This window comes from Methanohalophilus levihalophilus, from assembly GCF_017874375.1.
Taxonomy (GTDB): Archaea; Halobacteriota; Methanosarcinia; order Methanosarcinales; family Methanosarcinaceae; genus Methanohalophilus; species Methanohalophilus levihalophilus.
Genome location: NZ_JAGGLK010000002.1, coordinates 203,967 through 216,786, shown reverse-complemented (window position 1 = coordinate 216,786; position 12,820 = coordinate 203,967). Strand labels below are relative to the sequence as shown.

Genomic DNA, 12,820 nt, shown 5'->3' with positions numbered 1-12,820 from the left:
CCACCTGTTAGGATGCAAGATATGTCAGAACAGCTAAGTATTTAATTCAATCCTTCCAAATATTGTACAGGAGTGTATTTGAATGGCCGTAGCAAAGTGGAATGGAGTTGTAATTGCAGAGAGTGATGAGACTATTATGGTTGAAGGTAACCACTATTTTCCTCCCGATTCAGTTAAAATGGAATACTTTTCAAAAAGCGAAACTACCAGCCGTTGCCCATGGAAAGGACTTGCACACTACTACGACATAACGGTGAACGGCGAAACCCTGAAAGATGGGGGATGGTATTATCCGGAACCAAGTCCTGCAGCTGCAGAAATTAAAGATCATGTGGCGTTCTGGAAAGGTGTGGAAGTAACAGATTAAATATCGCAGTACTTCCCTTCCAGTATTTCTGTGAGTTTTAAGTTTTCGGAATAATCCACAGGAACGTCTACTATCCAGACACCACCCTCTTCAAATGCGTTTTGAAGTATATCGCCCAATTCGTTAGCATTGCTCACACGTATGCCTTTTGCACCAAAACTGTTTGCAAGACCTACAAAATCAGGATTTTTAAAAGACGTTCCGAAAGAGGAGCCAAATTCTCGGTTACTATCCCACTCGATAAGCCCGTAGGATGAATCATCAAAGATAACAATAACAAGATTGCAATCCAGCCGGACAGCGGTTTCCAGATCCTGAAGGTTCATAAGGAACCCTGCATCCCCTGCAACTGCCATGACTTTCTTTTCCGGATGCACAAGACAGGAAGCTATTGCTGCGGGAAGGGCAAATCCCATGGAAGCCAGTCCGTTTGACATCAATACCGTCTTGGGTGCGAGGGCAGGATATAATCTCCCAACCCATAATTTGTGAGCACCTACATCACTAACGAGAATATCATCCCTGTCCAGGATTTGTCGAACCTCCCAGAGAATACGCTGTGGCTTCACCGGAAAGGACGGATCATCCTTGTAATTGAGTAATCCATTTTCCATGGAAATCTTGATGTTGTGGTAATGTTTGGGGAATTCCTGAGCAGGAATTGCATGAAACAGCGCTTCAAGAGTTGTTTTGAGAGAACCGATAAGCGCGCAATCCGGGACATAACTTGACTCCATCGCAGGGTGACGATTGTGAACATGAATTATTTTTTTGGCACCACCCATGTTCCAGTGATCCGGACTGTATTCAACAGAATCAAAACCTATGGTAATAACCACATCTGCTGCGTCCAGTCCGCACATAATGTAGTCTTTCTCGGACATTCCCATGGTACCAATGAAGTGTTCATTGTCTGCACTGATTGCACCCTTTCCCATGAAAGTGGTCACAACGCCCATGTTTGATGCTTCTACGAATTTTTCCAGTTCAGCCGAAGCATTTTCACGAATTACACCGTTTCCGGCTACGATTAAGGGTTTTGAAGCTTCTGAGATCAATTCAAGCGCCTTATGCAGTTCCCTTTCTTCAAAATTACAGGTATGTGAATACGATTTTTTCTCAAGAGGGATTGCATTGGTTTCCTGCTCACCAACATCTTCAGGCAATTCAATATGCGTGGCCCCTGGCATATCTGTTGCTATATCAAAAGCCTTCCCCACCAACTCGGGAATCTGATGAGCAGCGGTGACAGTTGCATTCCATGAGGTTATCTTGCTGAACATTCCTGCAACATTCAGAAACTGGTGCGATTCCTTGTACGCCCTGTCAAGGGAACCCTGTCCGGTTATTGCTACAAGAGGTGCCCTGTCAAGATGGGCATCCGCTACACCTGTCATCAGATTGGTAGCACCCGGACCCAGAGTTGAAAGACATACACCGGGCCTCCCTGTCAAACGCCCGTATGCATCCGCCATGAATGCTGCAGACTGTTCGTGCCTTACCACAACAAATTCGATATCCGATCTGGATAGGGAATCCATAAAATCAAGGGTTTCCTCTCCCGGAATTCCGAAAATATATTCTACGCCTTCGTTTTCCAGGCACCTGATAAACAGGTCGCTTCCTTTCATATCAATACACCTTAATCGATTTAATATTCATGAACTCATAAAGTCCGTATTTATACAATTCACGCCCGATGCCGCTCTTTTTGGTTCCGCCAAACGGCAGGCGTGGATCCGAGGCAACCATTGAATTAACAGACACTACACCCGATTCAATGTGTTTTTCGAGTTCCATTGCATGTTCCCGATCCTCTGTCCAGATGCTTGCACCCAAGCCGAAATCAGTGCTGCCGGCAACCCGAATGGCTTCATTCTCATCCTTTACAATTACAATAGGTGCAACAGGTCCAAAGGTCTCTTCTTTCAGCACACGCATGTTCTCGTTAACGTTACTGAGAACAACAGGTTTGTAAAAAGAACCAGGACTGTCAATTCTGCCTCCTTCAAGCAAAGTTCCGGCACCTTTGTCAACCGCATCCTTTACCTGAGCGTCAATGAGATCAACCTGTTCCGGATTTACCAGAGGACCAATATCTGTTTGCGGGTCCATCGGATCCCCAACTTTTAGTTGCTTTGCAGACTCTACAAAAACACGCAGGAATTCATCTGCCACTGCTTCGGTGACTATGAACCGTTTGGCTGCAATACAACTCTGACCTCCATTCAAAAATCGGCTGTTTACTCCAACCTCTGCTGCCATCTCAACGTTTGCATCATCAAGAACTATGAATGGATCACTGCCCCCCAACTCAAGAACAGCTTTTTTCATATTCCGCCCTGCAGCCTCTGCTACCTTGCTTCCCGCGTTGAGACTCCCCGTAAAAGTAACTGCTGCAATTTCATCCCTATCAATTAATTCCGAAGCGGTTTTGCCGTCAATGAGCAATGTCTGGAAAACACCCTCCAGCAACCCGGCATCCAGAAGTACTTTTTCAATTGCAAGAGCACACATTGGAACTGAGCTTGCGTGCTTTAGGATGACCGTGTTACCACCGACAAGTGCCGGTGCACCAAAACGTAAAGCCTGCCAGAATGGGAAATTCCAAGGCATTATACTGAGAATTACTCCCTTTGGCTCAAATGAAACCCCGGATTCCATGGCATCCGTTTCCACAGCCTCAGGAGCAAGAAACTCTTCTGCATTTTCTGCAAAATATTCGAGAGCCCAGGCACATTTTTCCACTTCGGGAACAGATTCCTTGATGGGTTTTCCCATCTCAATTGTTATGATGCGACCCAGTTCATCCTTCTCTTTTCTCAGCTGTGCTGCTGCCATTTTGAGATGGTGAGCCCTTTCTGAAATATCGAGATCTTTCCATTCAAGAAAAGTGGACCTTGCCCTTGTTAATGTCTGGTCAATCCTTTCCCCCGAATAAAGTTCAAATTCCTCATTAATTTCCCCTGTTGCCGGATTCCTGGAAACCATTTTCTTCATGTAATCACTCCCAAATAAGCGGAGGAATACAAGCCCATACCCTGATTCACAGGGTTTTTCAAATCCTCCTGATTCACCAGTAATAATGATGTTAACGATGCAATATAAAACAAATTGTGAGAGAGTTCAATACAATTTCATGGATCTTACATGCATGAACTCGTATAATCCGAAATCTGAGAGCTCACGCCCCATCCCGCTATGCTTCATCCCACCAAACGGCAGGCAGGCATCGGGCCTAAAAAAACCGTTAACTCCCACAATTCCAGCATGTACCTTCTTTGCGAAGGACATGCCTTCTTCCTTATCTCCTGACCAGACGCTGCCACCCAGACCGTAGGGTGTTGCGTTGGCAAGCCGGATTGCTTCACCTCTATCTTTGAAAGTTACTATCGGCGCCACAGGACCAAATGTCTCCTCCTGCATAACAGGCATGTCGGTATTAGCATTGGACAAAATTACAGGGGAATAAAAGAAGCCCTTCCCTTCAACCGGACCGCCTTCCAGCTCAAGTTTTGCCCCCATAGCAAGTGATTTGCGAACCTGCATATCCAGCTCTTTAACCTGTGAAGGCCTCACCATAGGACCAATGTCAGTATCCTCATCAAAGGGATTCCCGACTTTCATTTTCATTGTCTCTTCAACAAACCCGGCTGTGAATTCATCAGCTATGGATTCATGCACAATGAAACGCTTCGAGGCAATACATGTCTGTCCCGTATTGATGAAACGACTTGGTGCAGCCACTTTCACTGCCTCCCTAACATCGGCATCCTCCAGTACGACAAAAGGATCGCTTCCACCTAGTTCCAATACGAATTTTTTCATGTGGGATGCCGCTTCAACAGCAATTTTACGACCGGAATTTGTGCCTCCTGTAAATGAAACTGCTGAAATCTTGTCGGAGCCGATTAATGAAGAAGCTGTTGAGGAATCGGTCAGCAAGGTCTGGAATACACCCTCAGGAACTCCTGCCTCAATGAAAAGTTCCTCCATTTTCAGGGCACATTCCGGCACATAGCTGGAATGTTTGAGCAGTATCACATTGCCTCCAACAAGGATATGGGATGCAGCACTTAGCACCTGCCAGAATGGGAAATTCCATGGTTTAATGCAGAGTACAGTTCCCATGGGTTCAAAGAAAATTGTGGATTTTTCAGCATCCGTTTCCTCTTCACGGGATGCAAGCAAACGCTCTGCATGGTCAGCGTAATAGTCAAAAATCACCGCACATTTGGAAATTTCCGCCCTTGCCTGCTTAATGGGTTTCCCCATCTCCATGGTAATAAGGTGGCCAAGTTCCTCTTTGTTCCCACGCAACAGAGAAGATATATTCCTCAGGTAATCGGTCCTTTCAGAAATATCAAAACTGCTCCACTGTTCAAATGCTGAGCCTGATTTCTGAACTTTCTCCGCAATTTCTTCCTGCGAATGGGGAGCAAATTCCCTGTTTATCTGGCCGGTAGCGGGATTGATTGAGGAAATGGATTTCATAACTCCAATTTAATGGTTGATGGAATATAATGGTAATCCGGTTTCCTCTTGATCCTGAAGAAAGAATTATCTGTTTGTGAACTAATGATCATGCGGAAGTGGATCTTATGGATTACAAAACATATAATCCGGTAAAAGCAGTGGGTTTTGCTTTATTCCTCTGGATTTTAGGGTTTGTCTGGGGAACAGTTGTTTTCATGACACCGCAATTGATGGCTTTTGAAGAAATAACATATATTTCACAATTTCCTGCCATCAGTTTCCCGTTAATCATTGTGTATGCCATCCTGACAATATACTTCTCAAGAAACTACCTGAAACCCATGCAATCCCGGGTTTACGCAGGATACAAACTGGGATTTACCCTCTTTCTCGTGAACATCGTACTTGATGGCCTGATATATGCACTAGTTTTCGGAACAAGAGAGTTCTTTTCCTATCTTTCCGTCTGGCTGGCTTATGTGCTGATAATGGTAATACCCTGGGGCGTTGCGGTAAGAATGGAAGGGCACAAATAACTTCATTCTTTATTCATATCCTCGTCCCGATAACGCCTGCTGGCTTCTGAGCCAAGGCTCCTCCGGTAGTCGCTACGAATTTGTTTTCGGCTGCTTTTGACAAGCAACTCTTCGAGTTCTTCATCGGATAGACTTTCTTGAGACAAGTTTAAAAATCCCCTACAAATCTGAAAAATATCTGCTCTGTTTTGTCTATTTTTATAATTAGGAGAGACTACCAATTACCCTAATTGTCAATTTCATTAAGATCAAAGATTCATCCTCGCTAATTTCATGCCTACAATCGTGGATCAATGAATTTCGATCTGATCTTAGTCCATGCAAATAATGTTTATTTGATTCACTGATAAAACCATCTTTTTTTGCTTTTTCTACCATATCATAAAATGTCATTTTATCCCCATATTTCAATGACAAAATGTTTTCAATGGTTGCTATGGCAAAAACACATGCTGCACGATTAAATCCATAAAGAAACATGTTAAAAGCTTCATTAAACAAACTTTTGGCAGCAGGATGCACATCCAAGAACCCCAGCCCAGAAGTATCACCTAATTTAGCTCTGTTTTGTTCAAGATAATTCATCATTTCCCTGTATTTTTCAGCATCTTCAATGGCTTTACTGTGCTCTTCTTTAAGATGTTTTGTTTCGAGTAATAATCTATCGTAATTAGCTATTTTCTGCTTATCTTCTGGCTTTGTAGATGCAAAAACCGCTCCAAGAATTCCTCCAAGAATTAATGCACCGGCAGCTGCCCCGGAATCATCTTCATAATGATCATCTTCATACATCCCATAACCTCTTAAAATTTCTATTTTTATACAAATTTACAAGAAGTATTTTAAACTTATTCCTTAAGAGTTGATGCACCTTGTATAATGTGATGAAAGCTGAAACCCCATACCTATAAATTCCCAAACCCCAAATTCCCTTACATGCAGCAATTACTTGACACGGCAGAAAAGATTCGCACAATGGAAATCAGGGGAGCAGGCAGGATAGCTGTTGCAGCCGCCGGCGCACTCAGGGATTATGTGAAGGATTTACAGGTTTCATCCTTTGAAGAGTTTGAGACAAAGGTTGCAGAAGCCTCCCGGATTCTTGTGGAAACCCGCCCAACTGCAGTATCCCTTCCAAACGCTGTGAAACTTGCCGGCAGGTATGATGCATCAACTATCGAGGAAGCTCGTGAGCAGATAATTGCCAGCGCTAATGAATTCATCGAGAGAGCCGAGAAAGCACTGGATACTATCGCTGAAATCGGGGCAAAGCGCCTGAAAGATGGCGACGTTGTGATGACACACTGCAATTCCCATGCCGCCATCGCAATCATAAAAGCTGCACACAAACAGGGTAAGAACATCAGGGTTTACGCCACCGAATCACGTCCTCGCAGGCAGGGATTCATCACAATCCGGGAACTCAATGATGCAGGAGTTCCAACAACACTCATCGTCGATTCTGCCGTGCGCCTGACAATGAAAGAAGTGGATGTTGTAATCGTGGGTGCGGATTCAATTACCGCAAACGGTGCACTGGTTAACAAAATCGGGACATCCCAGCTTGCACTGGCCGCAAAAGAAGCCCGGGTGAATTTCATATCCGCTGCCGAGACTTACAAATTCCATCCTAAAACTGTCATGGGGGACATGATTGAAATTGAAGACCGGTCTCCTGACGAAGTCATTGATCCCGAAATAATGGAAAAACTGCCGAATGTAAAAGTCAGCAACCCTGCATTTGATGTTACACCGGCAGAATATATCGATCTCATCGTCACCGATGCAGGAGCATTTCCGCCAGCGATGGCATTTGTTGTTATCAGGGATTACCTCGGGCTGGATCTTCTTGAGAATTAAAAGTAGATTATTTCTTCCTTTTTTCCAGGTTCGCATCGGACCAGTTCCACCACTTGAGCAATTCCGGATCATGGTTTTTGTGGGATGCATAGTAGACAGCTTCCCTGAAACCGTACAATACACACCTGTCAACATGATGACCTGCCAGATCCATTAATTCAAGGTAAAGCAACTCGGGATCTTTTCCTTTGAGATCAGCAATGGAATGAATTCCTAAATCCCATAAATTAGTAGCGGACTTTACCCCGAATCCCGGTATTTGGGTTAGCTCATCAAGTGCTTTTTCTTTTTCCGATATCCTCCCCTGCTTTTTCATACCTTTCCCACCGTTGCAACATAAATTGCAAACTCTTCCTCGCCATCAGCACCCAGCAGATCGTTTAATTCATCATCCAGAAAAGCAGCAATCGCACATACTCCACAACCTATGGATTCAGCACTCAGGTACAGATTCTGGCACACATGCCCAGCATCCAGATGCAGATACCGATATCCTCTTTCACCATACCTGTAAGTCATCCTGTAGGCAACCGCCGTCCAGATGAAAGTAACTGTATTTTTCTTAACAAAATCCTGACCAAGACAGGCTTTGGCAATCCTGTCGGAAATACCTGCGTCTGTATTTACTTGTAACAGCTTGTGCTCGATTGGAAGAAAGCGGTATAGACCGGACTCAAGACCTTTGACATTGTTTGCAAGAATATATGTCTCAAGCGCATGTCTGGCGCCTGCCGAGGGCACTGTCCTGAAAGTAGCAGCATCCCGAATCACTTTCTTTACACCCTGTGTACACCAGAGCAGATATGAAAGCTCTTCCATAGAGATGGGTTCAGTGGAATAATCACGAACACTGATACGCTTTTCAATTGCATCCGTTACAGTGATATTGGCCGTAGAAACCGATTCCAGATCAGGAAGATCTATCAGCACATCGGTGTCAGCATACTCCAGTTCAAGCGGTGGATATGGATAACCCAAAGATTGATCAGACCTCATGAGATTTTGAAACTTGGTTTTTTCCAGAAACTCTTTTCCAATTGTCATTTTGTACCCCCATAGTTAGTGGGAGATACAATCTTTTATTATTTGTCGTTCGGGAAATTGGGAAAAGCGGTGGCAATCCTGTCAACGTTTGGAACAAATTGATTCCTTTTCTGACAAAACCATGCCTTCAAAAAAAGGAAAAAAGCTGGTTTTCCAGCTTATAGCTGTTGAAAATGTGATTTGTAGTCACTTCAAATCAGTTCACGATCTCAAAACCCCAAACGGGGAATCCTCATAGTAGCTTACGAAACCCTTTACATCCTCTGATGTGGATTCCGAGCCGAAAAGCAAGCTTGTCAGTGATGGACGGTTCACATAATAAACATCCGGTTCGCCTTCAATTCCCCCAAGTTCTGCCGCAATATCGATTGCATCGTAGAGGCTACCGAATTCATCGACAAGGCCTATACGCTTTGCAGCAGTTCCTGTATAAATCCTGCCGTCTGCGATTTCCTTGACCTCATCGACAGTCATGTTGCGCCCTTCAGCAACATCTGCCACAAAAAGTTCAAAGGATTCGTTGATTACCTCATCGGCATAAGCCTTCTCCTCATCGGTAAGCCCACGCCATGAACCACCCATATCCTTGAATTCGCCTGACTTGGCGATATAATACTCAATTCCTTCTTCTTCGTAGTAAGCAGACATGTTTACGAAAGTCCAGATCACTCCGATACTGCCGGTAATTGTGTTAGGGTTTACAACAATAACATCTGAGGCTGAAGAAGCATGATAGGCAGCACTGGCACCCAGATCACCCATGGAAACAACCACTGGTACACCCAGATCCTGAGCCCGGTTTATTTCGTTATAGATTTCTTCACCGGCAGCAGGCGAACCTCCGGGACTGTTGACGCGCAATACTATAGCTTTGACGCTTTCGTCATCAAGAGCCTCACGTATGCTTTCACTGATGTCTTCAGAAGTGGCATAGCCAAAACCTGCAGGAACACTGCCGGTTACCATGGTACCCTGAAGATAAATTACGGCGACCCTGTCACCCGAAGAATAAATATCTCCATCAAAGGAATAGATAATGGCTGCAAAACTAGCAAATATTATCATGAATAAAACAGCAACAATTGCCACATATTTGACCCAGCTGTTATTCTTTGGTTGTTGGGGAGGGGGAGTATATGCAGGTTTTTCCAGAACAGGTTTGTCCCTAAACGGTGGGATTGTTTCATCGGCTTCATCAGGAACAAGTTCAACTGGAGGAATATCGACTTCTTCCCCGGGAACTTCGTCTTCAATTTCAGTATAAACATCAGAATAGCTTTCCGAGAATTCTTCGGAGTTGTCTTCAGGTTCAATGTAAGAGTATGAAGCAGACTCTTCTTCCTGAATTGGCTCATTTCCCTCTTCAGGCGTTTTGCCAGGATTATCAGTATCAGTCATCAAACTCCCCTTTTTAGGTGTAAAAGATACGAAGCCGGACATTAAAAACTTTCCCGATAAATCGGTTAACAAGCGAAACGTATTTTATAATTGCCTCCAATCCCATTGAAATATTGTTTACTCATATCATCCATAGCGGAGTATCAAAATGTCACAATTCCCATCCGATAAACCTGTACTTGTAACATGCGGGCTTCCTTACGCCAACGGAATGGCACATGTCGGGCATCTGCGAACCTATATCCCGGCAGATATTTTCGTGCGTTCATTAAAAAAAATGGGACAGGAAGTCACCTTTGTTTGCGGTTCCGATACCCACGGAACTCCAATTGTATTCAATGCAGAGGAACTGAATACCACTCCTAAAGAACTCATTAAGATTTACCACAAGCACTTTGATGAGACATTCAAGAAAGTGGGAGTGAAATTCGATGCATTCGGTACTACCGATGATCCTACAAATCACAATCGTACAACCGATATTGTGAACAAGTTAATCGAAAACGGCTATGTGTTCCCAAAAACTATCGAGATAGCCTACTGTTCTTCATGCGATCGTTTCCTTCCTGACAGGTATGTAAAGGGTGTCTGCCCTCACTGTAAAAAGGAAGCAAGGGGGGACGAGTGTGATCAGGGATGTGGAAAGCACCTTGAACCCGGGGAACTGGAATCCCCTACCTGTACAACCTGTGGCGGACCTGCTGAATACAGAAAACAGGAACATTTTTTCTTCAAACTATCCGAATTCAAGGATTTCCTGATAGAGCATCTTGAAAAACTCGGCGGAACAACCAATGCAAGGAACTATGCACTGGGATGGATCAAGCAGGAACTCACTGACTGGTGTATTACCCGAAACCTTGAATGGGGAGTCAAATTCCCGGGACATGACGACCTTGTGGTTTATGTCTGGGTGGATGCTCCTATAGGATACATCGCATTTACTGAAGAATGGGCAGAAGCCAACAATGAAAGCTGGGAGAAATTCTGGAAAGACGACGGTCGTATCGTCCACTTCATCGGCGGAGATATCATCTACCACCACTGCATCTTCTGGCCGGCAATGCTTAAAGGTGCAGGATACAGCCAGCCATGGGCAGTTGTTGCTTCGGGCATGGTGAAAATTGAGGATAAGACATTCTCCAAGAGCCGCGGATATGTGGTATGGGTCGGCGAGGACTATCTTGACCACGGATTCCACCCGGATCTGCTTCGCTACTATCTTGCAAGCTACACATCCCACACAAAGGAACTCAATTTCTCATGGAAGGTATTCCAGGATAAGATCAACACAGAACTAGTAGGTGTTTTTGGAAACTTCCTTTACAGGACACTTCTGTTCACTTTCAAGAATTTCAAGGAAATTCCTGAAGGGGAAATCAAAAAGGAAACACTGGATGAGATTGCTAAGACCATTGAATCCACCAATGAAGCAATGGAGAACTACGAGTTCAAGAAGTATGCAGACACTGCAATGGCCCTTGCATCATACGGAAACACATACTTCCAGTCCAACGAGCCATGGAAGCTTGTCAAGGAAGACAAGGATGCATGCGGCGAGGTTATTGCAAACTGTATCCAGATTGCAAAAGCGCTTTGCCTGCTCTTTGAACCGATCCTGCCAGAGAAGATGGAAGATGCATGGGAACAAATCGGCATGGAAACCGATGTTCACACAGCAGGATATGCCGAAGGTCTGGTGCCTGTAGTAAGTGGAACCGCTCTCGCAAAACCATCCATCCTCTTTGAGAAAATAGAGGATGAAAAAACTGAAGAAATGGAAGCCATTGCTACCGGAAGGGTGAAAGCAGCTATGGAAAAAGAGAGTGGAACCGGGAAGAAAAAAGAGATTAAGGAGATGAAAGAACTGATTACATTTGATGACTTTTCAAAGCTTGACCTGCGTGTCGGAACAATTGTGAATGCCGAGAAGATCAAGAAATCCAAGAAACTGCTTCGCCTTGAAGTTGATCTCGGGGAAGAAAACCTACGCCAGGTTGTTGCAGGAATTGCACTAACTCATGACCCTGAGGACGTTAAGGGCAAGCAGGTAATTGTTCTTGTAAACCTTGAGCCTGCCAAATTGTGTGGCGTGGAATCCCATGGCATGGTACTTGCAGGTGTTGACGATGAAGGCAATGCAATTCTTCTTCAGCCGGAGAAGGAAGCAGATGCCGGTACAAATATTGGTTAAATTAAAAGAAAAAAGACAATCGTGATGGGTTTACTCACCCATCACCAATTCAAGATAGGATTTCCTTATGGAATCTTCGGCTCCAAGTCCGAATTTCTCCATAAGTTCAAAAAGCCTGTCACGGCTTTCTTCTATGCTTTTGTCTGAAAACAGTTCGAATTCGATGAATTCACCCAGGTTAGGCACCTGATCGACGCACACGGTTATGTCGCCGACTTTGTAGACATCACGAACTTTCTCAACTGTTGCTGTTTTGGTAAAACCCAGTCTTTCCAGAATTGCCTGAGTTGAATCCCATTCCACTGTCGTCTGGAGTTCTTCACGGCTTTTGGTCAGTTCGTCCAGTTTTTCACCTTTGTATGTCATAACTGAACGACCGTTAACCAATCGAAGTCTGAGGGCCTCATCTGTTACGGCGAAATCGCGGTGAGGAGCATTGTAATAGATATCGTAATGCTCCTCGGATTCCACAAATTCCGCGTTTAGTTCTTCTAAAACTTCCCTTGCGCGGGCAATAGGAAGCTTCGCCTTGACCTCTACTTCGATCATAGGATCAGACCGGAGTAAACTTTGTTCCGTAATAGATCATCCCGTTTTCTCCGCTTTCACCTAACTTGCGGAAAACCGGGCGGACCCTTGTCCCTATATCCACTTCATCGATTTCTGCTACAATCTGTGAAGTGAGTCTGGGACCTTCATCAAGTTTCACAATTCCCAGCACATAAGGAGTCTGGTGTTCAAACCCTTCTGCTGCGGTGTGAATTATTGTATAGGAAACAATTTCGCCATCGCCCTTGAATTTGTAAGGCTCCAGCTCGCCACCCCTCCTACAGAAAGGGCAGGTGTTCCTTGGCGGGTAATAATATTCATTACAGCTTTCGCAATGGGTTCCAATGAGATTATACCTCTGAACCTGCTGTCTCCAGAATCTTGGTACTGACATTT

Annotated in this window: 14 protein-coding genes; 4 read left to right on the top strand and 10 right to left on the bottom strand. The window is 44.5% G+C overall.

Annotation, left to right across the window (positions count from 1 at the left end; all coding sequences use genetic code 11):
- Positions 1-82: 82 nt before the first annotated feature.
- Positions 83-367, top strand: coding sequence for a DUF427 domain-containing protein (locus J2755_RS04700; RefSeq protein WP_209680491.1), 285 nt, complete (start codon positions 83-85; stop codon positions 365-367).
- Here J2755_RS04700 and J2755_RS04695 read toward each other — a convergent pair.
- The 3 genes from J2755_RS04695 to J2755_RS04685 all read right to left on the bottom strand — a co-directional run bounded on the left by J2755_RS04695 (position 364) and on the right by J2755_RS04685 (position 4,861).
- Positions 364-1,998, bottom strand: coding sequence for an acetolactate synthase large subunit (locus tag J2755_RS04695; RefSeq protein WP_209680489.1), 1,635 nt, complete (start codon positions 1,996-1,998; stop codon positions 364-366). The genes J2755_RS04700 and J2755_RS04695 overlap by 4 nt on opposite strands.
- Position 1,999: 1 nt before the next feature.
- A complete protein-coding gene (locus J2755_RS04690) occupies positions 2,000-3,367 on the bottom strand; it encodes an NAD-dependent succinate-semialdehyde dehydrogenase (RefSeq protein WP_209680487.1) in 1,368 nt (455 codons plus the stop codon).
- 126 nt (positions 3,368-3,493) lie between these two features.
- Positions 3,494-4,861: an NAD-dependent succinate-semialdehyde dehydrogenase gene (locus J2755_RS04685; protein WP_209680485.1), complete on the bottom strand. Its 1,368-nt coding sequence runs from the start codon at positions 4,859-4,861 to the stop codon at positions 3,494-3,496.
- A 107-nt stretch (positions 4,862-4,968) separates the two neighbouring features.
- Here J2755_RS04685 and J2755_RS04680 point away from each other — a divergent pair, with 107 nt between their 5' ends.
- Positions 4,969-5,379 (top strand): hypothetical protein, encoded by a 411-nt coding sequence (locus J2755_RS04680; RefSeq protein WP_209680483.1) that lies wholly within the window; start codon positions 4,969-4,971, stop codon positions 5,377-5,379.
- A 2-nt stretch (positions 5,380-5,381) separates the two neighbouring features.
- On the opposite strand, the gene J2755_RS04675 is transcribed toward J2755_RS04680, so the two are convergent.
- Positions 5,382-5,525: a hypothetical protein gene (locus tag J2755_RS04675; protein WP_209680482.1), complete on the bottom strand. Its 144-nt coding sequence runs from the start codon at positions 5,523-5,525 to the stop codon at positions 5,382-5,384.
- 58 nt (positions 5,526-5,583) lie between these two features.
- Positions 5,584-6,171, bottom strand: a complete 588-nt coding sequence (locus J2755_RS04670; RefSeq protein ID WP_209680479.1) for a DUF4145 domain-containing protein — start codon at positions 6,169-6,171, stop codon at positions 5,584-5,586.
- Between the two features lie 144 nt (positions 6,172-6,315).
- On the opposite strand from J2755_RS04670, the gene J2755_RS04665 reads away from it, so the two are divergent.
- On the top strand, positions 6,316-7,239 hold the full coding sequence (locus J2755_RS04665; protein WP_209680477.1) for a ribose 1,5-bisphosphate isomerase: 924 nt from the start codon (positions 6,316-6,318) through the stop codon (positions 7,237-7,239).
- Positions 7,240-7,246: 7 nt separating this feature from the next.
- Here J2755_RS04665 and J2755_RS04660 read toward each other — a convergent pair whose 3' ends face one another.
- The 3 genes from J2755_RS04660 to sppA all read right to left on the bottom strand — a co-directional run bounded on the left by J2755_RS04660 (position 7,247) and on the right by sppA (position 9,681).
- Positions 7,247-7,555, bottom strand: a complete 309-nt coding sequence (locus tag J2755_RS04660) for a helix-hairpin-helix domain-containing protein (protein WP_209680476.1) — start codon at positions 7,553-7,555, stop codon at positions 7,247-7,249.
- Positions 7,552-8,283, bottom strand: a complete 732-nt coding sequence (locus J2755_RS04655) for a SagB/ThcOx family dehydrogenase (RefSeq protein ID WP_209680474.1) — start codon at positions 8,281-8,283, stop codon at positions 7,552-7,554. The genes J2755_RS04660 and J2755_RS04655 overlap by 4 nt, the downstream gene beginning before the upstream one ends.
- A gap of 201 nt (positions 8,284-8,484) precedes the next feature.
- On the bottom strand, positions 8,485-9,681 hold the full coding sequence (gene sppA, locus J2755_RS04650; RefSeq protein WP_209680473.1) for a signal peptide peptidase SppA: 1,197 nt from the start codon (positions 9,679-9,681) through the stop codon (positions 8,485-8,487).
- A gap of 148 nt (positions 9,682-9,829) precedes the next feature.
- Here sppA and metG point away from each other — a divergent pair, with 148 nt between their 5' ends.
- A complete protein-coding gene (gene metG / locus J2755_RS04645; RefSeq protein WP_209680472.1) occupies positions 9,830-11,875 on the top strand; it encodes a methionine--tRNA ligase in 2,046 nt (681 codons plus the stop codon).
- Positions 11,876-11,905: 30 nt separating this feature from the next.
- On the opposite strand, the gene cyaB is transcribed toward metG, so the two are convergent.
- Together cyaB and J2755_RS04635 are read right to left on the bottom strand one after the other, a co-directional pair.
- Positions 11,906-12,424 carry a class IV adenylate cyclase gene (gene cyaB / locus J2755_RS04640; RefSeq protein WP_209680471.1) on the bottom strand — a complete coding sequence of 173 codons (519 nt, stop codon included), beginning with the start codon at positions 12,422-12,424 and terminating at the stop codon, positions 11,906-11,908.
- A 4-nt stretch (positions 12,425-12,428) separates the two neighbouring features.
- Positions 12,429-12,818, bottom strand: a complete 390-nt coding sequence (locus J2755_RS04635) for a Zn-ribbon domain-containing OB-fold protein (protein WP_209680470.1) — start codon at positions 12,816-12,818, stop codon at positions 12,429-12,431.
- Positions 12,819-12,820 lie beyond the last annotated feature (2 nt).